This is a genomic window from Bradyrhizobium sp. Arg237L (assembly GCF_029990105.1).
Taxonomy (GTDB): Bacteria; Pseudomonadota; Alphaproteobacteria; order Rhizobiales; family Xanthobacteraceae; genus Bradyrhizobium.
This window is the reverse complement of the sequence record NZ_JAQMIL010000016.1, coordinates 94,567-117,299: the sequence shown is the minus strand read 5'-3', so window position 1 is coordinate 117,299 and position 22,733 is coordinate 94,567. Positions and strand designations below refer to the sequence as shown.

Here is a 22,733-nt window from a genome sequence, read left to right as displayed (position 1 = left end):
AACGCTTCGAATTGTTTGAAGTCTATTGCTAAAACAAATGCGTCCCGCAGGGGTGCGAGACGCATCTTACCCTTAAAATACCACGTGGCGCTACGCCGTTTACCTGGACGGGTTACTTGGACGGGCTACTTGGACGCGGTTGCCTTGTTTTCCATGTTCACCACCTGCACGCGGCGGTTCGCTTCGGCCAGCGGCTGGCTCGGATCCTTCAGCTTGCTCTTGCCGTAGCCGACGGTGACGAGGTCGGAACCGTTGATGCCATATTTGTCGACGAGGTAGCGCTTGATCGCTTCGGCGCGGCGCTCGGACAGGTCCTGGTTGAAGGCCTCGCCGCCAGCGGCGTCGGTGTGGCCGGCTACGACGAAGGTCGAGCCCTTCAGGTCGGCATTGGACAGAGCGCGGCCCAAGGCCTGCACGGACGGCAGCGACTTGGCGTTGATCTGGGCCGAGTTGTAGTCGAAGTTGATTTCCAGATCGATCTTGGGCTTGTCTTGGACGATGGTCGCGATCTCCTCGCGCTCGGCCGACGACAGCGAGCGGGTGGAGCGGCCGCGGATGGTCTGCACGAACTTGTCTTCGGCGGGGTTTGCGGCCGGCTCGACCTTCGGTCCGATCGACAGGCCGCGGGTCAACGGCTTCTTCTCCGGCGTCAGCGCCCTGAGGATCTGCTCTTCGGTGACATTGTCGCCGGCTCGGGCGGCCACCATGCCAAGGGCAAGCGAGGCGCTGATCGTTGCAACCGAAAGCATCGCAGCAAGATTCTTCTTCGCAGTGATGTCGAACATTGTCAGCCCCTCTTGCGCCGTTCGCGCGGTTTCAAATCAATTTGCCAAATCACTGCCGGTTGCTTGATCCCGGCCCATCTTAAATTCTTAGTCTAGCACCTCCACCCGAGGTTCGAGGCCGGACGGAACTACCTATCCAAATTATCGTCACTGCACGCCATAATCGGCGAATTCCTTGACGATGTTCGGGTCCATCGCTTTGGCGTTGGTGATGTCCAGATCCCCTTCTGCGACCGAGCCGTTACGCTTCTTGGCAAGCCCGCGCCCGTAGAGGGAGGATGTCAATCTGGGGTTCAGCTTCAGCGCCGCATCGAAATCGGAAATGGCGTTCTTGGTCTGCCCGCTCTTCAGATTCAAAAGGCCGCGGCTGTCGAGAGCATCGACGAAATTCGGGCGCAGCCGCAGCGCCTCGTTGCAGTCCTTCAGCGCAGCCTGCAGATCGCCGATGACGGTGCGGGCCCAGCAGCGGTTGTTGTAGGCCTCGACATCCTTGGGGTTTAATCGAAGCGAATTGTTGAAGTCCTTGATCGCGAGGTCGTAGGCGCCCTTGCTGGCATAGACCTGGCCGCGGCGGTAAAGCGCGGCCGCATCATCTGGGTTGTCGTTGAGCCGGGCCGTCAGGGTCTTGATGGTCGGATCATCGGCCAGCGTGTCGGCCGGCTTCGGGGTCGGCGTTGGCGGCGTGGCGATGTCCACCGGGCGCGGCGTCGTCGGTGGCGGCAGTGGCAACTGCTCGGATGGGGGCGGCGCCGCGGTGGTGGTCTGCGCGGGAGGAGCGGGCGGCGGCGACGGTGGGGCAGGTGGCGCCGGCGGGGCGACCGCCGTCTGAGCCGGCGGTGGCGGAGGAGGAGGTTCAGGCGGCGGCGGGCTCTGCGGCCGCGCCGCTGAACCCGGAATAAAAGAGAAATCTTCCGCCAGCGAAGACGAAATCCACGGCACCTGCTCGCTGCGCGAGGCGCGGGTGACACCGACACGGGTGCGGTTCAGCGTCTCCTCCGCCATCAGGTCGGGGGTCCGGATTTCCTTGAGCAATTCCCGCACGAACAGGCTGTGGTCGCTGCCATTGTCCGAGATCACGGACGACAGCGCCGCCGAATACATCACCAGCGTTCCGTTCGGCGCGATCACCGGCGCGAGGCCGGCTGAAAAGCTGCGGAATCGGCGCTCGAACGGGTTACGCCTGGAAGCATCGATCAAAGCGATCTTGACGCCGGCGCCGCGGCTGTTGATCTCGCCGAGGACCGTCTCGAGGCTGAAACCGTCGCGGCGGACGTCGGCCTCGCTCCAGATCTGGGCGTCGATCGGGATCATGTAGCTCTGGCGGCTGGACTGGATACCATAGCCCGAGAAGAACAAGAGGACGACCGAACCGGGCTTGATCTTAGCGTAGAGCCGATCGAAGGCATGCCGCATTTGTTCGCCGGTTAAATTTTCTCCGATGTCCACGCTGAAGCCGTCGCGCTTGAGCTCGTCGGCAACATCGCGCGCATCATTGATCGGCTCCTTCAGCGGCGCATCCGCGTCCGGATATTTGGCGTTGCCGATCACCAGGGCAAAACGGTCGCCCGCAGCGAAGGAGGGGGCGGTCGAGGCGATGGCGAAAATCAATGTGAGGAGTAAAGCAAAGCGGATGTTCATAGTCGCGGCAGTCCAGCCAAAAAGACGCCGATCCCGGTCTGCGCCGCGGCGACCTTACTCTACGCAACCGGCATTATCAAACCGCGCCTATAGGCCGTCAACCACTTGCGCTGTCATCGTTAATTGCGACAATCAAGCGCGAAGCGGCGGCTTCCGGCAGGGAAATGAAGCGCGGCTGTTCCGGCGGCAGAGCTGGTTCCGTCGACGACGCCGTGACACCCTCTCACTGTGACACCCTCTCACTGTGACACCCTCTCACTATGACACTCACATTGGCTCGCACGATCCTGTCATGCAGCCGCAGCAGGCTTGCAAGGTTTGACCTTTGCCGATGACAATGGCTTGCTTGCCGCACAAGCGGCCACCTAGCAAGAAAAGCGAAGCCAATGGGAAATGCCTACGAGATCTATGCACTGCGCTATGCGACGATGTCGCCGCGCACCCCGAACATGAACTTTCTTGCGCCCGATCCGCATGAGACCGCGGCGCAGGACCTCGACTACTTCGTCTGGCTCGTTCGGGGAGCGGGCCGCGACATCCTGGTCGACACCGGCTTCAACGCCGAGGAGGCCAAGCTGCGCGCCCGCAAGCTGACGCTCAATCCGGTTGAGGCGCTCGATCGCTTTGGCGTTTCGGCGGCATCGATCCGGGACGTGATCGTCACCCACCTGCATTACGACCACGCCGGCAATCTCGATCGCTTCCCGAACGCGCGCTTCCATTTGCAGGAACGCGAGATGAGCTACGCGACCGGACGGTGCATGTGCAACGGCATGCTGCGGCACCCGTTCTCGATCGAGCATGTGACGCTGATGGTTCGCCACGTGTATGGCGAGCGCGTCACGTTCCACTCTGGAGATGGTGAGGTCGCGCCTGGAATCACCGTGCACCGTGTCGGCGGCCATTCCGACGGCCTGCAGGTGGTGCGGGTCGAGACCGCGCGCGGTCCTGTGGTGCTGGCATCCGACGCCGCGCATTACTACGCCAATCTGCAGAAGCGCAGTCCGTTTCCGATCGTCTACAACATCGGCGACATGGCGATCGGCTGGGAAACCGTCGAGCGGCTCGCCGGGCATCCCGATCGTTTTATCCCGGGGCATGATCCAATCGTCGCCGAGATCTATCCGCGCGCGAGCGACAAGGTCGACGCCTTTGCCCTGCATCTGGCGCCGTCGCGCTCGTTTGCGAAGTAGGGCAGTAGCGGTGCCGGCTTGCGAAACATATCGATCCGCAGCAGCCGGTTCAGCCGTCATTGCGAGCCACCGGGTCGCGCGAATGCGCGCCCGATGACAGGCTCCGCGAAGCAATCTATCGCTCCATGCGCGGAAGCATGGATTGCTTCGTCGCTTCGCTCCTCGCAATGACGGTGAGAAGTCGGCTAATACGCTTCTTTTGCGTCCGCCTCTTCGCTGGTCTGCACCAGCTCAAGGCTGTGCTCGATCTTGCCGAGCAGTTTTCCGAGCTGCCGCCGCTCCTGCGCGGACAGGCATGAAAAAATCTCCTGCTCCCTTCGGAGCAGGCGCGGGATCAGTTCCTCGTACAGCGCTTTGCCCTTGCGCGTGAGTTGCAGGCGGAATTCGCGGCGGTCGTCGGCATTCTCGACACGTTCGATGATCTGCCGTTCCATCAGCGCGGTGACGGCGCGGCTGATCGTGGACTTATGCGTCCGCGTGCAATCGGCGATGTATTGTGCGCTGCAGGCTTCGCGGCGGAAGCCGAGCGTTGCCAGCACGCGCCATGAGGGGATGTCGAGTCCGTAGCGCGCCTGATACTCGGCGGAAAGCGCCGAGCTCACCTCCGCCGCCAATCGGTTGAGGCGGAATGGCATGAAGTGGAAAAGGTCGAGCCTTTTCTTGGCCGCCGCGTCCTCTTGCGGTGCGACCGAGTCCGGTTCGGATCGCGTCTCCGCCGTGCCGTTGCTCGAAGCCGATTTCGTCAAAATGCCTCCGAGGGGAGTTGACGGCGGTGCCGTCAGGGAGTTTAAGATCGTTGCAAGTGAGACTAATTTAACAGGGCCACGAGGAAGCGGCAAGGGTTTGACAAGGGTTTGAGCGGATGGCGCAGGCCAAGACCAGCACCCAGTTCGGCTATCGCAGGCATCCAGACCAGGATCGGGTGGTCGCCGACACGGCTGAATATCCGATCGTAGTGGTCGGCGCCGGCCCCGTCGGGCTGTCGCTCGCAATCGATCTCGCTCAGCGCGGACAACCGGTGGTGCTGCTCGACGACGCCGACCGGATCGGCGAAGGCTCGCGCGCGATCTGCTTCTCGAAGCGCTCGCTGGAATTCTGGGACCGGCTTGGCGTCGGCGACCGCATGGTCGAGAAGGGCGTGGTGTGGAGTGTCGGCAAGATTTTCCACGGCGCCTCCCAGCTCTATCAGTTCAACCTGCTGCCGGAGGATGGTCACAAGCGGCCGGCCTTCATCAACCTGCAGCAATTCTATGCCGAAGCCTATCTGGTCGATCGCGTGCGCGAGTTGCCTGCGATCGACCTGCGCTGGCGCAACAGGGTGATCGCGCTGGAGAGCCGCAACGATGGCGTCGCGCTGACCATCGAGACGCCGGAAGGCTCATACACTATTCGCGCGGCTTTCGTGATCGCCTGTGACGGTGCGCGCTCGTCGCTGCGCAAATTGGTCGGCGCGGAATTTGCCGGCCAGGTGTTCGAGGATCAGTTCCTGATCGCAGACGTCAAGATGACCGCGGCGTTCCCGACCGAGCGCTGGTTCTGGTTCGACCCGCCGTTCCATGCCGGACGCTCGGCGCTCCTGCACAAACAGCCGGACGATGTCTGGCGGATCGATCTGCAGCTTCATCCGGATGCCGACCCGGTGCACGAAAAGAAGCCGGAAAATGTGCGGCCGCGGATCGCACGCATGCTCGGCCACGACAAGTTCGAGTTCGAGTGGATCTCGCTCTACAAATTCCAGTGCCGGCGAATGGACAAGTTCATCCACGGCCGCGTGATCTTTGCCGGCGACGCCGCGCACCAGGTCTCACCCTTTGGGGCGCGCGGCGCCAATTCCGGATTGGAGGACGCGGAGAATCTGTCGTGGAAACTCGACCGCGTGCTGCGCGGGACTTCGCCGGAATCGCTGCTCGAGAGCTATCACATCGAGCGCAGCGCCGCAGCGGATGAGAATATCCGGGAATCCACCCGCTCGACCGATTTCATGGCGCCAAGCTCGCGGCAGGAAGCGCGGCTGCGCCAGGCAGTGCTGGCGCTGGCGAAGGAGACCGAGTTCGGCAAGCGCATGGTCAATGGTGGGCGATTGTCGGTGCCGTCGGTTTACGACACGCCGCTCTCTACGCGGGACTGTGACGTATGGCGCGGCGGGCCGCCGCCGGGCGCTTCACTGCTGGATGCGCCGATCGCCGGACGTGACAGCAATCCGCAGTTCCTGACCGAGGCGTTTATCGGCGCGGGAACGCGGTTCACGCTGCTGGAGTTTGGTAATGGCGCCGTGGTGGATGTGCCGGATGGCATCAAGGCCATCCGCATCGGTGGCGACGACGGTTTCGCGGATGCCGCGGGGCTCGTCGGCAAGCGCTACGACGCCGAACCCGGCTCCGCCTATCTGCTACGGCCCGACGGCTATGTTGCCGCGCGCTTCCGTCGCCCGACGCGGCCGCTGTTAGAGGCAGCGCTGGCGCGGGCGTCGGGAATGAACTGAGGTGCTGTGATGGCGCTGTCGACCAGTTCGAACTTCGCAAAGCCGGACGATGCCTTCCGCGCCATCGTCGAGGCGCATCGCGGCCTGACGGATGCGCAGAGCGCCGATCTCGACGCCGCGCTGGTGCTCGTGCTCGCCAACCATATCGGCGACATCGACGTGCTGCACGAGGCGATCGCGCTCGCCAAGCGGCGGATGCTGGAGGCGAGCCAGCAGCAACAACAGCAGCAACAATAACGAGGACACCCGATGGCCAAAGGCTTTGCGTCCACCACGGATCTCGCGGAGAAGAAGATCACCTTCTCCGAGATCGGCACCGATCTCTATGCCTTCACCGCCGAGGGCGATCCGAACACCGCCGTGATCGTCGGCGACGACGGCTGCCTCGTGTTCGACGCGCAGGCGACGCCGGCGATGGCGAACAAGGTGATCGAGCGCGTACGCACCGTGACCGACAAGCCGATCAAATATGTCGTGCTGTCGCATTATCACGCGGTGCGCGTGCTGGGGGCTTCCGCCTACAAGGCGCAAGGCATCGTCGCCTCGCAGGAGACCTACCGCCTGATCGAGGAACGCGGCCAGCAGGATTGGGATTCGGAGTATGGCCGCTTTCCGCGCCTTTTCCAGGACGCGCAGAGCATTCCCGGCCTGACCTGGCCGACGCTGACCTTCGAAGGAGAGATGTCGATCTATCTCGGCAAGCGCGAGGTGCGGCTGATGCAGCTCGGCGCTGGACATACGTCGGGCGATATCGTGGCCTGGGTGCCCGATGCCGAGGTGATGTTCTCAGGCGATCTCATCGAATATCACTCGGCTTGCTATTGCGGCGATGCGCATTTGCGCGAATGGCCGATGACGCTGAACGAGATCCGCGCCTTCAACCCGAAGGCGATCGCGCCGGGCCGCGGCGATGCGTTGAAAGGCCTTGCCACCGGTCGCGAGGCGATCGCGATGACACGTGATTTCGTCACGACGCTCTACGGCGCTGCTGAAGCAGCGGTGGCAAAAGGGCGCACGCTGAAGGAGACGATGGCGGCGACGCGCGACGTGATGGATCCGAAATTCTCGACCTTCGCGATCTACGAGCATTGCCTGCCGTTCAACGTCTCGCGCGCCTATGACGAGGCGTCCGGGATCGACGATCCCGTGATCTGGACCGACAAGCGCGACCGCGAAATGTGGGCCGCCCTGCAAGGAGGAGGATGACCATGAACATCAACACCTCGCCTGATGCGATCGGCAAGAGCTCCGCGCAAATCACGCCGGGCTACATGTCCGGTTTCGGCAACAGCTTTGAGACCGAGGCCCTGCCCGGCGCGCTGCCGGTCGGGCGCAACTCGCCGCAGCGCTGCGCCTACGGGCTCTATGCCGAGCAACTCTCCGGCTCGCCCTTCACCGCGCCGCGCGGCGCCAATGAGCGCTCCTGGCTCTATCGGATCCGCCCATCGGTGAAGCATTCCGGCCGCTTCAGCAAGGTCGATGCCGGGCTGTGGCGCACCGCACCCTGCCACGAATACGAAATGCCGATCGCGCAGCTCCGCTGGGATCCGGCTCCGATCCCGACGCAGGAACAGACTTTTCTGCAGGGCGTGCAGACCATGACCACGGCTGGCGATGCGAACACGCAGGCCGGCATGGCCGCGCATGTCTATCTGATTACCAAATCGATGGTCGACCAGCATTTCTACAATGCCGACGGCGAGATGATGTTCGTGTTGCAAGAGGGCAATCTGCGCCTCGTCACCGAGTTCGGCCGCATCGATGCCGAGCCCGGCGAGATCGTGGTGATCCCGCGCGGCGTGAAATTCCGCGCCGAGATCCCGAACGGCCCCGCGCGCGGCTATCTCTGCGAGAATTACGGCGGCGCCTTCACGCTGCCGGAGCGCGGCCCGATCGGTGCCAATTGCCTGGCCAATTCGCGCGACTTCCTGACGCCGGTCGCCAGCTACGAGGACAAGGACACGCCGACCGAGCTCTATGTGAAATGGGGCGGCGCGCTCTGGAAGACCACGCTGCCGCATTCGCCGATCGACGTGGTCGCATGGCACGGCAATTACGCGCCATACAAATACGATCTGCGCACCTTCTCGCCGGTCGGCGCCATCGCGTTCGATCATCCCGATCCCTCGATCTTCACGGTCCTGACTTCGCCATCGGAGACGGCGGGCACCGCGAATATCGATTTCGTCATCTTCCCGGAGCGCTGGATGGTGGCGGACAACACGTTCCGGCCGCCGTGGTACCACATGAACATCATGTCGGAGTTCATGGGCCTGATCTACGGCGTCTACGACGCCAAGCCGCAGGGCTTCGTCCCCGGCGGCATCTCGCTGCACAACTGCATGCTGCCGCACGGTCCCGACCGCGAGGCGTTCGATCACGCCAGCAACAGCGAGTTGAAGCCGGTGAAGCTTGCAGGCACCATGGCCTTCATGTTCGAGACCCGCTTCCCGCAACGCGTCACCGAATTCGCGGCGAAGTCTGCGACGCTGCAGGACGACTATGCCGATTGCTGGAAGGGACTGGAGAAGCGGTTCGATCCGGGCAGGCCGTAGTATAAGCTCGCTCCGTCATTCCGGGGCGCGCGAAGCGCGAACCCGGAATCCATTTTTCCGCCGGCTCCCGTGGTGAAATGGATTCCGGGCCTGCGCCTTGCGGCGCATCCCGGAATGACGAAGGATAGCGCGTCGAAACATTCGGCAGGAAAGCATGTCCCACCCCAACGACCCAAAGCTCCGCTCCTTCATCGACGTCGATCCTGCGTCCGATTTCCCGATCGAGAATCTTCCCTACGGGGTGTTCTCGGCCAAGGACGGCCTTGCTCCGCGCATCGGTGTTGCGATCGGCGACTACGTGCTCGATCTCTGGCAGCTCGCGCAGGACTGCCGCATCGATGTCGTCGAACCCGCGGTGTTCGCCGCGTCCTCGCTCAATCCGTTCATGGCTCTTGGTCCAAAGGTCTGGTCGCGCACCCGCGCACGGATCAGCGAACTGCTGCGCCACGACCATCCCGAGCTGCGCGACAATGAACATCTGCGCCAACGTGCGCTGGTGCCGATGGCCGACGTGAAGCTGCATCTGCCGATCACGGTCGCCGGCTACACCGATTTCTATTCGTCGAAGGAGCACGCCACCAATGTCGGCGTCATGTTCCGCGGCAAGGACAATGCGCTGCAGCCGAACTGGCTGCACATGCCGATCGGCTATAACGGCCGCGCTTCGACCGTCGTCGTGAGCGGTACGAAAGTGCGCCGGCCGCGCGGCCAGTTGAAGCCGCCAAACGTGGAGGCGCCGAGCTTCGGTCCGTGCAAGCGGCTCGATTTCGAGCTCGAGGTGGGCGTCGTGGTCGGCCAGCCGTCAGCGATGGGCGAGATGCTGAGCGAGCAACAGGCCGAGGAGATGATCTTCGGCTTCGTGATCCTGAACGACTGGAGCGCACGCGACATCCAGCAATGGGAGTATGTCCCGCTCGGTCCATTCCAGGCCAAGGCCTTCGCGACCTCGATCAGCCCATGGGTCGTGACGCGCGAGGCGCTGGAGCCGTTCCGTCTGCAGGGGCCGACACAGGAGCCGGTGCCGCTGCCTTATCTGCGCCAGACCCAGCCGAACAATTATGACCTGACGCTCGACGTCGCCTTGCGCGCACGCGCGATGAACGAGGCGGCGCGGATCTGCCGCACCAATTTCAAATACATGTACTGGTCCTCGGTGCAGCAATTGGTGCACCACGCGTCCTCCGGCTGCGCCATGAATGTCGGCGATCTCTTAGGCTCGGGCACGATCTCCGGGCCAGAGAAAGACCAGCGCGGCAGCCTCTTGGAAATAAGCTGGAACGGCACCGAGCCGGTCGAACTCGCCGGCGGCATCAAGCGCTCCTTCCTCGAAGACGGCGATTCGCTCGTCATGCGCGGCTGGTGCCAAGGCGACGGCTATCGCGTCGGCTTCGGCGAGGTCGAGGGGACGATCGTCGCGGCGGAGTGATGGAGGAGCATGTAGGGTGGGCAAAGCGAAGCGTGCCCACCTTCAAGCACTCCGCTCGTGATGGTGGGCACGCTGCGCTTTGCCACCCTACGCAGCTCACGGCAACAGGACAGTCAGCGTTCCTCCGGCGGAACGCCGCGTAGCTTCGCCGAATGCGCCGCGACATCCTCGAGACTGTACTTCAAATGCACCCGCTTCTCCGACGGCGTTTGCTTGACCACGCACACGCCGACGCGCCATTCCTGCGACGGTCTTATCGGCCGCGGCGCGAAGCCGCCGCCGCAGTTCGGGCAGACGTTGAACAGTTTGTGCTCCACGCAACCGGCACAGAAGGTGCATTCATAGGAGCAGATCATCGCCTCCGTCGCGTTCGGCGGCAGATCCTTGTCGCAATACTCGCAGTTCGGTCGCAGTTGCAGCGCCATGGTCGTTTCTCAGGGTGAAGCGGGACGGATCATCGCAAAGTCGCAGTGCAATTCGAATGACGGAATTCCCTCGATTTGCGCCACACTCTGTTTGAGCATGATCTCCGCGCAAACGCTCCGCGTTTGTCGCGAGGGAAAACCGATTCCCACTTTTCCGGATCATGCTCGCTGCAGCGCCTTCAACGGCAATTTCGCGCTCTCCTTCAGCCTGTCCAGCACGATCGAAGAGCGAACATGGGCGACGCTCTGGTGCGGCATCAGCACATTGTTGACGATGTCGGACAGGCTCTTGAGGTCGCGCAGCACCGCCTTCAGCAGATAGTCGGCGTCTCCGGTCAGCGAATAGGCTTCCTGGATCGCATCGACACGGTTGACCAGCTCCCGGAATTTCTTCGCGTTGTCGGGCGAGTGCGTCGCCAGCGTGATCTGGATGAAGGCGATCAGCTCGAAGCCGAGCGCCTCGCGGGCGAGGTCGGCGTGATAGCCCGAGATCACCTTCTCCTCTTCCAGCCGCATCCGCCGCCGCGAGCATTGCGAGGCCGACAGACCAATGAGATCGGCGAGCTGTTGGTTGGTCAGCCGGCCGTCGTCCTGCAATGCGGCCAGCAGCTTGAGATCGAACGTGTCTAACTGAATCATGCGCCATTTGCCGTTATGATGCACGGATTGTGCAAGATGCTAGCCCATCGCGCGCCATTTTGCATGCACCTTGCGGCCCGGTCGGCGGAGATTCGTGAATTAAGTAGGGAGAATCGCAATGGGTCCGTTTCCGCACGATGCGCCGCCGGCCGAAATCAGCGCCGACAATCCGATGGGTACGGACGGTTTCGAGTTCGTCGAGTATGCCCATCCGAATCCGGAAGAGCTGCACCGCCTGTTCAAGCTGATGGGCTATGTGCCGGTGGCCCGCCACAAGACGAAGCAGATCACGCTCTATCGCCAGGGCGACATCAACTATCTCGTCAATGAGGAGCCGGGCACCCATGGCCATGACTTCGTCGCCGTGCATGGGCCGTGCGCGCCGTCGATGGCGTTCCGCGTGGTCGATGCCAAGCGCGCCTATGAGCGCGCGCTGTCGCTCGGCGCGGAGCCGGCCGATAGTGCCGCGCAGAAGACGCTCGATGTTCCCGCGATCAAGGGCATCGGCGGCAGCCTGCTCTATCTGGTCGATCGCTACGGCGCAAACGGCTCGGCCTATGATCTCGAGTTCGAATGGCTCGGCGAGAAAGACCCGCGGCCGGAGGGCTCGGGGCTTTATTACATCGATCACCTCACCCATAACGTCCATCGCGGCCGCATGGATGTCTGGACCGGCTTCTACGCCAAGCTGTTCAACTTCCGTCAGATCCGTTTCTTCGACATCGAGGGCCGCGCCTCGGGCCTGTTCTCGCGCGCCCTGACCAGCCCTGATGGCAAGATCCGGATTCCGATCAACGAGGATGCCGGTGATTCCGGGCAGATCGAGGAATATCTCAACCTCTATCGCGGCGAGGGCATCCAGCACATCGCCTGCGGCGCGCGCGATATCCATCGGACCATCGAGACGCTGCGCGCGGCCGGCCTGCCGTTCATGCCGTCACCGCCCGATACCTATTTCGAGAAGATCGACCAGCGCCTGCCCGGGCATGGTGAAGACGTTGCGCGGCTGCAGAAGAACGGCATTCTGATCGACGGCGAGGGCGTGGTCGATGGCGGCCGGACCAAGGTGCTGCTGCAGATCTTCTCGGCTAACGCGATCGGGCCGATCTTCTTCGAATTCATCCAGCGCAAGGGCGACGACGGATTCGGCGAGGGCAACTTCAAGGCCCTGTTCGAATCGATCGAGGAAGACCAGATCCGCCGCGGTGTGCTGAAGGTGGACCACGCGGCGTAAGGCTTGGTAGCCTATGTAGGGTGGGGAAAGCGAAGCGTGCCCACCTCTTCTTGTGCCGCTCTTGATGGTGGGCACGCTGCGCTTTGCCCGCCCTACAACGTCTACTAACGACGGCTATCGCTTCCACGCGCTCAGCACATCGCCAAGCTCTGCCGTCACCGGCTCCCTGATCGCCGACGGGGTCCGCGAGAAGCGCGGCGCGGGCGCCGGCTGTGTGACGCCATGGCGTTCGACGAACACCTTTCGCGCGGCCATATGCGGATGCTTCGGGGCTTCCGCCATGGTCAGGATCGGCGCGAAGCAGATGTCGGTGCCTTCCATGATCTTGCGCCACTCCTCGCGCGTCTTGCTCTTGAATATCTCGTTGAGCTTTTCTTTCAGCGCAGGCCAGGCCTTGCGGTCCATCTGGGCGTCGAACTCGGCGTCGGTGAGGCCGGCGTGCTTGCGCAATAGGGCGTAGAATTGCGGCTCGATCGAACCGATCGAGACGAAATGGCCGCAGGCGCATTCGTAGACGCCGTAGAAATGCGCGCCGCCGTCGAGCATATTCTGGTCGCGTCCCTCCACCCAGCGGCCGCCTGCGGCCAGGTCAAAGAACATCGACATCAGCGACGCCGCGCCATCGCACATCGCGGTATCGACCAGCTGGCCCTTGCCGGATTTTGATGCTTCCAGGAGGGCTGCGAGCACGCCGACCACGAGGTAGAGCGCGCCGCCGCCGAAATCGCCGACCAGGTTGAGCGGCGGCACCGGCTTCTCTTTGGTGCCGATCGCGGCCAGCGCGCCGGTGATCGAGATGTAGTTGATGTCGTGGCCGGCGGCGTTCGCGAGCGGGCCCTCCTGGCCCCAGCCGGTCATGCGGCCGTAGACCAGCTTCGGATTGCGCGCGAGCACGACGTCAGGCCCGAGGCCAAGCCGTTCCATCACGCCGGGACGAAAGCCCTCGATCAGCGCATCGGCATTGGCGAGGAGATCGAGCACCTGCGCGACCGCGGCCTTGTCCTTGAGGTCGAGCTCGACGACCTTGCGCCCGCGCGTCGAAACGCCCTTGAGATTCTTGCCAGCGCCGACGCGATCGAGGGTGATGACCTCGGCGCCCATATCTGCCAGCATCATGCAGGCGAATGGGCCGGGGCCGATGCCTGCGAATTCGACGATGCGGGTGCCGGCGAGCGGGCCGGAGGCGCGGACAGCGGACTGAGGGGCGGGTTTGTCGAGCACGTTTCCATCCGTGTTTTAATTAGGCGATTAGCTAAATTGTCGGGCGATATGCCCGGCCTTGCAAGCGCTTTTTCCGAAGACCTTATCGAAAGTGGAACGGCGCGCATCGCTGCGCGCCGTTTGCATAGATGGATGGTAGGATGCTCCGGATCAGCCTGCCGCCGTCACCGCGCGCTGCGCCATCACCTTGATGAGGTTGGCGCGGTAGTCGGCGGAGCCATGGATGTCGCTGAGCAATCCGGCAGACGGAATTTGCACACCGTCGAGCGCGGCTGCCGACCAGTTCGCCTTCAGCGCCGCTTCGATCGGGCCGACGCGCATGACGCCGCTTTGCGACGCGCCGGTCGCGGCGACGCGGACGTCACCGTCCTTGGTCTTGGCGACGAACACGCCGGTCAGCGCAAAGCGCGAGGCGGGGTGCGGGAATTTGGCGTAGCCCGCCTTGGCCGGAATCGGGAACGACACGGCTGTGATGATCTCGCCGTCTTCGAGGGCGGTACTGAACAGGCCCTGGAAGAAATCATCGGCTGCGATCGTGCGCTTGTTGGTCTTGATGGTGGCGCCGAGCGCCAGCACCGCGGCCGGGTAATCGGCGGCGGGATCGTTGTTGGCGAGCGAGCCGCCGATCGTGCCGCGATGGCGCACGGCGGGGTCGCCGATCAGTGAGGCGAGATAGGCGACCGCGGGGATCGCCTTTTGCGCCGCGCTGCTCTGCGCCACGTCACAATGCGGCGTCGCCGCCTTGATCGTCAGCGCGTCGGCCGTCGCGTCCACGCCGATCAATTCCTTGATCTTGCCGAGGTCGATGACGTCAGACGGCGAAGCGAGCCGCTGCTTCATCACGGGGATCAGCGTGTGGCCGCCGGCGAGATATTTCGGCTCCTCACCTTTGGCGAACAGGGCAGCGGCTTCGTCGACCGATGAAGCGCGATGATAAATGGTCTCGTACATGGCTCACGCTCCTCGTTAGCCGTGAATGGTGTGCCAGACGCGATCGGGCGTCGCCGGCATCTCTAACTTGTTGTTGCCGATCGCATCCGTGATTGCATTGATCACCGCGGCCGATGCACCGATCGCACCGGCCTCGCCGCAACCCTTGACGCCGAGCGGATTGCCCGGGCACAGCGTCGTGGTGTGCGAGATCTGGAACGACGGCAGATCGTCGGCGCGCGGCATGGTGTAATCCATGAACGATGCCGTGACCGGCTGGCCATTGCTGTCGTAGACCGCGCCTTCGAGCAGCGCCTGGCCGATGCCCTGGGCAAGTCCGCCATGGACCTGGCCCGCGACGATCATCGGGTTGATGAGCCGGCCGAAATCATCCGCCGCCACGAAGTTGACGAATGAGGTCTTGCCGGTCGTGGGATCGACCTCGAGCTCGCAGATATAGGCGCCGGCCGGGAAGGTGAAGTTGGTGGGATCGTAAAATGCCGTCTCCTTCAATCCCGGCTCCATCCCGTCGGGCAGATTGTGCGCGGTATAGGCGGCGAGCGCGACCATCGGCAGCGCGATCGACTTGTCGGTGCCGGTGACCTTGAACTCGCCGTTCTCGATCACGATGTCGTTCTCGGACGCCTCCAGCGCGTGTGCAGCGATCTTCTTGGCCTTGGCCTCGACCTTTTCCATCGCCTTCACGATGGCTGCGCCACCGACTGCGATCGAGCGCGAGCCGTAAGTGCCCATGCCGAACTGCACCTTGTCGGTATCGCCATGGACGATCGAGACCTGGCTGATCGGAACGCCGAGGCGCTCCGCGATGATCTGGCAGAACGTGGTCTCGTGACCCTGGCCGTGGCTGTGCGAGCCGGTGAGGATTTCGATCGTGCCGACCGGATTGACGCGCACCTCCGCCGATTCCCACAAGCCGACGCCGGCGCCCAGGCTGCCGACCGCCTTTGACGGCGCAATCCCGCAGGCCTCGATGTAGCAGGATACGCCGATGCCGCGCAGCTTGCCGTCGGCTTTGGCCTTCGCCTTGCGCGCCGGGAAGCCGGCATAGTCGATCGCCTTCATCGCGGCGTCGATCGAGGCATGGAAGTCGCCGGTGTCATAGGTCATGATCACCGGGGTCTGGTACGGAAACTGGGTGATGAAGTTCTTCTTCCGCAGTTCGGTCGGATCGACATTCAACTGCCGCGCCGCGGTTTCCATCATCCGCTCGATCAGGTAGCTCGCCTCGGGACGGCCAGCGCCCCGATAGGCATCGACCGGCGTGGTGTTGGTATAGACGCCGATCACCTCCGCATAGATCGCTGGGATGACGTATTGCCCCGACAACAGCGTCGCATAGAGATAGGTCGGCACCGCCGAGGAGAACAGCGACATATAGGCGCCGAAATTGGCGTGAGTCTTCACGCGGAGGCCGAGGATTTTGTTGTCCTTGTCGAGCGCCATTTCGGCCTTCGAGACATGGTCGCGGCCATGCGCATCGGTGAGGAAAGCCTCCGTGCGGTCGCCGGTCCACTTCACCGGGCGGCCGACCTTCTTGGAGGCCCACAGCGCCACCATCTCCTCAGGGTAGATGTAGATCTTGGAGCCGAAGCCGCCGCCGACGTCGGGCGCGATCACGCGCAGCTTGTGCTCGGGCGCGATATTGTAGAAGGCTGACAGCACGAGACGGGCGACATGCGGGTTCTGCGAGGTCGTATAGAGCGTGAAATGCTCTTCGGCCGCGTCATAGTCGGCGACCGCCGAGCGCGGCTCCATCGCGTTCGGTACCAGGCGGTTGTTGGTGAGGTCCAGCGTCACCACATTCGCCGCCTTGCTGAAGGCATCCTTCACCGCGGCCTCGTCGCCGAGATGCCAGTCATAGACCACATTGCCCGGGGCTTCCGGGTGAAGCTGCGGCGCGCCCGGCTTGATCGCGGCCTTGATATCAGCCGCCGCCGGCAGCTCTTCATAATCGACCACCACGGCTTCCGCGGCGTCGCGGGCCTGGTTCTTGGTCTCGGCGATCACCACCGCGACCGCCTGGCCGACGAAGCGCACGGTCTCCGGCGCCATCGCCGGCCATGCGCCCATCTTCATTGGCGAGCCGTCCTTCGACGTGATGGCCCAGCCGCAGATCAGGTTGCCGATCTTGTCGTCGACGAGCTCTTGGCCCGTGAGCACCGCGATCACGCCGGGCTTTTTCAGGGCCTCGCTCGAATCGATGCTCTTGACCTTGGCGTGGGCGTGCGGGCTGCGGATGAACTGGGCATAGGTCATGCCCACCAGTTTGATGTCGTCGACGTAGCGGCCTTTGCCGGTGATGAAACGGCGGTCTTCCTTGCGGACGACGCTTGCGCCAATGCCTTCGATGCCCATTGTGAATTCCTCCCGACCGGAGATGTGATGTCCCGCCGCTTCCATCGAAGCCCGGCGGCTTTTGACGAGATGTGGCGGCGGCTATTCCGCCGCCTGCGCGACCTTCATGCGCCCGGCGGCGTCCAGCACCGCCTTGACGATGTTGTGGTAGCCGGTGCAGCGGCAGATATTGCCTTCCAGCTCGTGGCGAACGGTCGCCTCGTCGAGCTCGCCGCCATAGCGGTGGACGATGTCGATCGCCGACATGATCATGCCCGGCGTGCAGTAGCCGCACTGCAGGCCGTGATTGTCCCGGAACGCCGCCTGCATCGGGTGCAATTCGTCGCCCTTGGAGATGCCTTCGATGGTGGTGACGTTCGAACCCGCCGCCTGGCCCGCCAGCACGGTGCAGGACTTCACTGCCCGCCCGTCGATATGGACGACGCAGGCGCCGCATTGGCTGGTATCGCAGCCGACGTGGGTTCCGGTCAGGTTCAGGTTTTCGCGCAGGAGATGGACGAGGAGGGTTCGGTCCTCGACGTCGACGGATACCGCTTTGCCGTTCACCGTCAGCTTGACTGTAGACACGCGTCGTTCCTCCGGATGCTTTTAATTATTCCAATTAGAAACAGCGGCGAGGAACTTGGCAACTACGATTTTGGCCACCTTTGTCACGGCCATGACATCGGTGACAGCGACGAGCTGCGCTTCCCGGAGGGGGACTCCACAACTTCTCCGAAATGTCTGCCGAATTTACTAGCTCTTATCCATTCTGCCTTAGCTTTGCGCGTCGGGTCCGGGCAACGATTTCCGGACGCCACTTGTTTTCAGAATGAAGACGGGGGTTGGGGTGGGACTACTGGGGCGTGTGGGGTCGCGAATGCCGACCCTTCGATTTCGTGCGAAAATCATCCTGGGCTTTGCCGCGGTGCTGGCGATTACGGCGGCCAGCATGGGCTTTGCCTATCTTGGCTTTGAGCGTGTCTCGGCCGGCGTCGCCGCCTACCGCGCGAGCGTCCGGGAGGCCGATCTGGCGCGCAATATCGACCGTGAGCTGATCTCCTACCGTTCGCTGGCGCGCTACTATGTGGCGACCGGCAAGGAAGAGGACGGCAAGGCAGCGCTCGCGGCCGAGGCCAGCCTCAAAGAGGCCATCCTCCAGGCGATGAAGGGCACCACCGACCCCGCGCGGGTCGAGCAGGTGACAAAGCTCGAGCGCGAGTTCCGCGCCTTCACCAAGATCTTTGCCGAGATCCTCAAGGTCAAGGAAGAGAGCGGGCTGCTCGCGCAGAACCAGCTCGCCCGCGGCGGCAACTCGCTGCGCTACAAACTCGACGATCTCGCCTCCAACGCGGCCGAAGCCGGACTGTCCGCCGTCGAGATGGGTGCCAAGCAGGTCGCCTCGCAGTTCCAGGCGGCGGCCGCGCTCGCCAGTACCTTCGTGGTCAATTCCGACAAGATCACCGCCACGAGCGGGCTGGCGCGACTGAAATTCGTCGAGAACTCGCTGAAGGCGATTTCCTCGACCGACGAGAAGGTCGTCGCTGCGCTGAAAGAGCTGACGAAGATGCTCGAAGAGTATCGGGAGGCGCTCTCGAAACTGATCGAGAACTCGAAATCGATCGACGAGCTGACCCTCGAGATGACGGAATCCGCAGCCGCCATCAACCAGGGCTCCGGCGTGATGAAATCGGACCTGCTCGCCGACCAGAAGCGCATGGAAACCGAGTCGGACGCCGCGATCGGCGCGACCGAGCGGTTCATTCTGGTGCTCGCCGCCGGTGGCTTCGTGCTCGGCGCTGTGCTCGCCTTCCTGCTCGGAACCGGCATTTCGCGCCCGATCCGGGCGATGTGCGCCGCGATGCGCGAGCTTGCGGCCGGCAATTTCGACGTCGTGCTGCCGGGGCTCGGCCGCAAGGACGAACTCGGCGAGATGGCCGGCGCGGTGGAGGAATTCAAGCTCCAGGCGATCGCCAAGGCCGAGCGCGATGCCGCAAGCCAGGAGGCGCAGAACAAGGCGAGCGCCGCGGCGCGGCGCGCCGAATTGATCCGCTTTGCCGACGAGTTCGAGACGGCGGTCGGCTCCATCGTCGCCAACGTCTCGGCCTCGGCGGTGCAGCTCGAGACCGCGGCGGGCACGCTGACGCGGACCGCTGAGACCACGCAGAACCTTTCAAGCCAGGTAGCGGGTGCCTCCGAGGAGGCGTCGAGCAACATGCAGTCGGTGGCTTCCGCGACCGAAGAGCTATCGGCTTCCGTCGACGAGATCGGACGCCGCGTGAAGGAGTCCAGCCGGATCGCCGATGCTGCGGTGCAGCAGGCCGAACAGACCGACGCCCGCATCGGCAAACTCTCGCTCGCCGCGCAACAGATCGGCGACGTGGTCAAGCTGATCACCGCGATCGCCGAGCAGACCAACCTGCTGGCGCTGAACGCGACGATCGAAGCGGCACGCGCCGGCGATGCCGGCCGCGGTTTTGCGGTGGTTGCCTCCGAGGTGAAATCGCTCGCCAGCCAGACCGCGCGGGCGACCGAGGAGATTTCCACTCACATCTCGGGCATGCAGTCGGCGACGCAGGAATCCGTTGCCGCCATCAAGGAGATCGGCGGCACCATCGGCCAGATCTCCGAGATCGCCGCCAACATCGCCGGCGCAGTCGAGCAGCAGAGCACGGCGACGCAGGAGATCGCCCGCAGCGTGCAGAATGTCGCCCAGGGCACGCAGGAGGCCGCCACCAGCGTCACCCTCGTCAACCGCGGCGCCACCGAGACCGGCTCGGCGTCCGAGGAGGTGCTGAACTCGGCACGCTCGCTGTCGTCCGAAAGCACGCGCCTGCGCGACGAACTCGACCGCTTCATGGCGAACATCCGGGCTGCGTGATGCCGCGCCGTCACTCCCTTCCGAACCGGTGCTTCAGCTCCAGCTTCGCGCGTTCGAGCCGGGCACGTTGCGCCTGCGGCAGCGTCTTGCCGGCGCGGTTGATGTAGAAGATCAGCATCGACAGCGCCGAGCGGTAGGCGCCGGCCTTGCGGCGCTTGCTTCGCTCGGCGGAGCGCTTCAGCGATGCCGCGATCTTCTTCGCGCTGGTCTGCTTGAACACGCCGCGGTCGAGATCGAGCGCATCGCTCCGCTCGGTCACCCGCTGCGACCAGCGCCGCGATGACGTCTTGCGCGTGCCGCTCTTTCGCCGCGTGGTGGTTGCTTTTCTTCTCGTGCCCTTTCGTGCCGTGGTCTTTCGTGCGCTGGTTTTGCGACGTGGTGCCATTGCAAGCTCCTGTTTTCAGCTAGCAACATCGGCAAATCCGTCCGGGTTCCTATGCCGCGATGCGGGAACCAGGCGCCTTCGCGGACGTTGTCGTGCGTGGCGGGCATCCGTTTGCCGCAAATTTTGGGGATGAGCACCTTGGGGTAAGCTGCGTTCCGGGGTGATTTCTTATTGGTTCCGTGATGGATTTGCAGCCGATCCAGCCCAGTCCTGCAACTGCTTCCGCAACGCGTGACGCTGACGCGCCGCCGTCGCCGGATCATGACCGCATCATCGAGACGTCGATCCCCGCGCGTCTCGATAGTCTCACCTGGAGCGGTTTTCACACCCGCGTGGTGACCGCGCTCGGCATCACCTGGATCCTCGACGGCCTCGAAGTCACGCTCGCCGGTGCGCTGTCGGGGGCGCTGAAGGACAGTCCGACGCTGCAATTCTCCAACTTCGATGTCGGCTTCGCCAACAGCGCCTATCTCGCCGGCGCCGTGCTGGGCGCGATCGGGTTCGGGTGGCTCACCGACCGCATTGGCCGCAAGAAACTGTTCTTCATCACGCTTGCGGTCTATCTCAGCGCCACCGCCGCGACCGCGCTGTCGTGGAATGTCGCAAGCTACGCGCTGTTTCGCTTCCTGACCGGTGCCGGTATCGGCGGCGAATATACCGCGATCAATTCGACCATCCAGGAGCTGGTGCCGGCGCGCTATCGCGGCTGGACCGATCTCGTCATCAACGGCAGCTTCTGGATCGGTGCTGCGATCGGCGCCGTCAGCGCCATCGTCCTGCTCGATCCCGCCGTGATCAATCCCGATCTCGGCTGGCGGCTTGCGTATCTCACCGGCGCCTGTCTTGGCCTCGTCGTGTTCGTGATGCGTATGTGGATTCCGGAAAGCCCGCGCTGGCTGATGATCCACGGCCGCCCCGAGGAAGCGCACAAAATCGTCGACGATATCGAGCGCTCGGTGATCGGTCATGTCGAGGCGCAATCGCAGGCGTTGCCGAAGATCAAGCTGCGGATGCGCGACCACACGCCGCTCCGCGAAGTGGCGCATACGCTGCTCGTCACCTATCGCCAGCGCGCGGTGGTCGGGCTCGTCTTGATGAGCGCGCAGGCGTTCTTCTACAACGCGATCTTCTTCACCTTCGCGCTGGTGCTGACCGACTTCTTCGGCATTCCCGCCAGCCATGTCGGCTGGTACATCCTGCCCTTTGCCGCTGGCAATTTCCTGGGGCCGCTCGTGCTCGGCCGCCTGTTCGATACGCTGGGACGCCGCGTCATGATCACACTGACCTATGGCGTGTCGGGCGTGCTGCTGGCGCTCTCGGGCTATCTGTTCTCGATCGGCGCGCTGAGCGCGCAAGGCCAGACGATCGCGTGGATGGTGATCTTCTTCTTTGCCTCGCCCGCTGCGAGCGCCGCCTATCTCACCGTGAGCGAGACGTTTCCGCTCGAGGTGCGGGCGCTCGCCATCGCGCTGTTCTACGCGATCGGCACGGGCATCGGCGGCGTGATCGGACCTGCATTGTTCGGCGTGCTGATCGATACCGGATCGCGCAATTCCGTTTTCGCCGGCTACCTCCTGGGGTCGGTGCTCATGATCGTCGCGGCCTTGGTCGCGTGGCGCTACGCCGTCGCCGCCGAGCGAAAATCGCTCGAATCTGTCGCACGGCCGCTGGCTGTTGTGGAGTAGAATGGGATGACTGAGGAACTGGCTGACATGCCGCTGGACGAAGACTTTTCGCCGGAAGACGAAGCATCGCCGGAAACCGTGCCGGTGCCGAGCGCGCTGGTCGGGCATCTGAGCGAGACCGCGGTCCTGCTCGACGTCGACGGCACCTTGCTCGACTTCGCGCCGACACCGCGCGAGGTCTGGGTGCCGCCGGGGCTGGCGAAAACGCTCAATCGCCTGCTCGAGCGCACCAATGGTGCGCTGGCGCTGGTCAGCGGCCGTTCGGTGAATGATCTTGACCTGATTTTCGCCCCCGATGTCTTCCCTGCGGTCGGCGGCCATGGCGCGGAGATGCGGCTCGATCCGCAGGGCGATGGCGATGCGGGCCACGCGCTGCAGCTTGACAAGGAGCTGAAGCGGCGTCTGGCCGCCATCGCCAGATTGAGCCCGGGCATTCTGCTCGAGGACAAGGGCTATTCGCTCGCGCTGCACTATCGCCTTGCGCCGCATGCGGAAAGGGCGATCTACGAGGCGGTATCGCTGATCCGCGCCGATCTGCCTGAGGCGCCGATCGAGGTGCTGCCGGGCAAGCAGGTCTGCGAGATCAAGCTCGCCGGCTTCACCAAGGCCACCGGCGTGCTCGAACTGATGAAGCATCCGCCGTTCAAGGGACGTAAGCCGTTCTTCATCGGCGATGACGTCACCGACGAGACGGTATTTGCGATCATGCCCGAACTCGAAGGGCTTGCTTTCTCTGTCGGCCGCCGCGCCAAGGGCGTGGCCGGGCATTTCGACGCGCCGAGCGACGTGCGCGAATTCCTTGCGCATCTGCTCGATGACGAGCGCGAAATCGCCGCGTCTTAGCCGAAACCTCAACCGCAAATTGGCGCGGAATAACCGCAGTTCCTGCTGTGGGCGGT

At 63.7% G+C, this 22,733-nt stretch carries 20 protein-coding genes; 10 read left to right on the top strand and 10 right to left on the bottom strand.

Annotated features, from left to right (window positions below):
- Positions 1-125: 125 nt before the first annotated feature.
- Positions 126-785, bottom strand: a complete 660-nt coding sequence (locus OZ411_RS12585; RefSeq protein WP_282528189.1) for an OmpA family protein — start codon at positions 783-785, stop codon at positions 126-128.
- Between the two features lie 147 nt (positions 786-932).
- Positions 933-2,423 (bottom strand): caspase family protein, encoded by a 1,491-nt coding sequence (locus tag OZ411_RS12580; protein WP_282528188.1) that lies wholly within the window; start codon positions 2,421-2,423, stop codon positions 933-935.
- Between the two features lie 386 nt (positions 2,424-2,809).
- Here OZ411_RS12580 and OZ411_RS12575 point away from each other — a divergent pair, with 386 nt between their 5' ends.
- Positions 2,810-3,616, top strand: a complete 807-nt coding sequence (locus OZ411_RS12575) for an N-acyl homoserine lactonase family protein (protein WP_282528187.1) — start codon at positions 2,810-2,812, stop codon at positions 3,614-3,616.
- A gap of 185 nt (positions 3,617-3,801) precedes the next feature.
- Here OZ411_RS12575 and OZ411_RS12570 read toward each other — a convergent pair whose 3' ends face one another.
- On the bottom strand, positions 3,802-4,251 hold the full coding sequence (locus OZ411_RS12570) for a MarR family transcriptional regulator (protein ID WP_282528210.1): 450 nt from the start codon (positions 4,249-4,251) through the stop codon (positions 3,802-3,804).
- A 227-nt stretch (positions 4,252-4,478) separates the two neighbouring features.
- Here OZ411_RS12570 and OZ411_RS12565 point away from each other — a divergent pair, with 227 nt between their 5' ends.
- The 5 genes from OZ411_RS12565 (at position 4,479) to fahA (ending at position 10,079) form a co-directional block, all read left to right on the top strand.
- The gene (locus tag OZ411_RS12565; RefSeq protein ID WP_282528186.1) at positions 4,479-6,098 is read left to right on the top strand and encodes an FAD-dependent oxidoreductase; all 1,620 of its coding nucleotides are present in this window, start codon (positions 4,479-4,481) and stop codon (positions 6,096-6,098) included.
- Between the two features lie 9 nt (positions 6,099-6,107).
- Positions 6,108-6,335, top strand: coding sequence for a DUF2783 domain-containing protein (locus OZ411_RS12560; RefSeq protein WP_282528185.1), 228 nt, complete (start codon positions 6,108-6,110; stop codon positions 6,333-6,335).
- A gap of 12 nt (positions 6,336-6,347) precedes the next feature.
- Positions 6,348-7,304 carry an MBL fold metallo-hydrolase gene (locus OZ411_RS12555; protein WP_130581975.1) on the top strand — a complete coding sequence of 319 codons (957 nt, stop codon included), beginning with the start codon at positions 6,348-6,350 and terminating at the stop codon, positions 7,302-7,304.
- A 2-nt stretch (positions 7,305-7,306) separates the two neighbouring features.
- Positions 7,307-8,653 carry a homogentisate 1,2-dioxygenase gene (gene hmgA / locus OZ411_RS12550; RefSeq protein ID WP_282528184.1) on the top strand — a complete coding sequence of 449 codons (1,347 nt, stop codon included), beginning with the start codon at positions 7,307-7,309 and terminating at the stop codon, positions 8,651-8,653.
- A 154-nt stretch (positions 8,654-8,807) separates the two neighbouring features.
- Positions 8,808-10,079: a fumarylacetoacetase gene (fahA, locus tag OZ411_RS12545; RefSeq protein WP_282528183.1), complete on the top strand. Its 1,272-nt coding sequence runs from the start codon at positions 8,808-8,810 to the stop codon at positions 10,077-10,079.
- Between the two features lie 113 nt (positions 10,080-10,192).
- On the opposite strand, the gene OZ411_RS12540 is transcribed toward fahA, so the two are convergent.
- On the bottom strand, positions 10,193-10,504 hold the full coding sequence (locus OZ411_RS12540) for a DUF1272 domain-containing protein (protein ID WP_282528182.1): 312 nt from the start codon (positions 10,502-10,504) through the stop codon (positions 10,193-10,195).
- Positions 10,505-10,663: 159 nt separating this feature from the next.
- Positions 10,664-11,143, bottom strand: a complete 480-nt coding sequence (locus OZ411_RS12535; protein WP_282528181.1) for an Lrp/AsnC family transcriptional regulator — start codon at positions 11,141-11,143, stop codon at positions 10,664-10,666.
- 118 nt (positions 11,144-11,261) lie between these two features.
- Here OZ411_RS12535 and hppD point away from each other — a divergent pair, with 118 nt between their 5' ends.
- On the top strand, positions 11,262-12,377 hold the full coding sequence (hppD, locus tag OZ411_RS12530) for a 4-hydroxyphenylpyruvate dioxygenase (protein ID WP_282528180.1): 1,116 nt from the start codon (positions 11,262-11,264) through the stop codon (positions 12,375-12,377).
- A gap of 114 nt (positions 12,378-12,491) precedes the next feature.
- On the opposite strand, the gene OZ411_RS12525 is transcribed toward hppD, so the two are convergent.
- From OZ411_RS12525 to OZ411_RS12510, 4 genes are all read right to left on the bottom strand, one after another.
- A complete protein-coding gene (locus tag OZ411_RS12525; protein ID WP_282528179.1) occupies positions 12,492-13,598 on the bottom strand; it encodes a CaiB/BaiF CoA-transferase family protein in 1,107 nt (368 codons plus the stop codon).
- A gap of 150 nt (positions 13,599-13,748) precedes the next feature.
- Complete coding sequence (locus OZ411_RS12520) at positions 13,749-14,549, bottom strand: xanthine dehydrogenase family protein subunit M (RefSeq protein ID WP_282528178.1); 801 nt, start codon at positions 14,547-14,549, stop codon at positions 13,749-13,751.
- A gap of 15 nt (positions 14,550-14,564) precedes the next feature.
- Positions 14,565-16,904, bottom strand: coding sequence for a xanthine dehydrogenase family protein molybdopterin-binding subunit (locus OZ411_RS12515; RefSeq protein WP_282528177.1), 2,340 nt, complete (start codon positions 16,902-16,904; stop codon positions 14,565-14,567).
- Positions 16,905-16,985: 81 nt separating this feature from the next.
- On the bottom strand, positions 16,986-17,471 hold the full coding sequence (locus tag OZ411_RS12510; protein ID WP_282528176.1) for a (2Fe-2S)-binding protein: 486 nt from the start codon (positions 17,469-17,471) through the stop codon (positions 16,986-16,988).
- Positions 17,472-17,763: 292 nt separating this feature from the next.
- Here OZ411_RS12510 and OZ411_RS12505 point away from each other — a divergent pair, with 292 nt between their 5' ends.
- Positions 17,764-19,764 (top strand): HAMP domain-containing methyl-accepting chemotaxis protein, encoded by a 2,001-nt coding sequence (locus tag OZ411_RS12505; protein ID WP_282528175.1) that lies wholly within the window; start codon positions 17,764-17,766, stop codon positions 19,762-19,764.
- Between the two features lie 10 nt (positions 19,765-19,774).
- Here OZ411_RS12505 and OZ411_RS12500 read toward each other — a convergent pair whose 3' ends face one another.
- Positions 19,775-20,149: a DUF3175 domain-containing protein gene (locus tag OZ411_RS12500; RefSeq protein ID WP_282528174.1), complete on the bottom strand. Its 375-nt coding sequence runs from the start codon at positions 20,147-20,149 to the stop codon at positions 19,775-19,777.
- Positions 20,150-20,331: 182 nt separating this feature from the next.
- Between OZ411_RS12500 and OZ411_RS12495 the strand changes: the two genes are divergently transcribed.
- Entirely contained in the window at positions 20,332-21,834 is a 1,503-nt protein-coding gene (locus OZ411_RS12495) for an MFS transporter (RefSeq protein ID WP_282528173.1), read from the top strand.
- Positions 21,835-21,840: 6 nt separating this feature from the next.
- Positions 21,841-22,677, top strand: coding sequence for a trehalose-phosphatase (gene otsB / locus OZ411_RS12490; protein ID WP_282528172.1), 837 nt, complete (start codon positions 21,841-21,843; stop codon positions 22,675-22,677).
- Positions 22,678-22,733 lie beyond the last annotated feature (56 nt).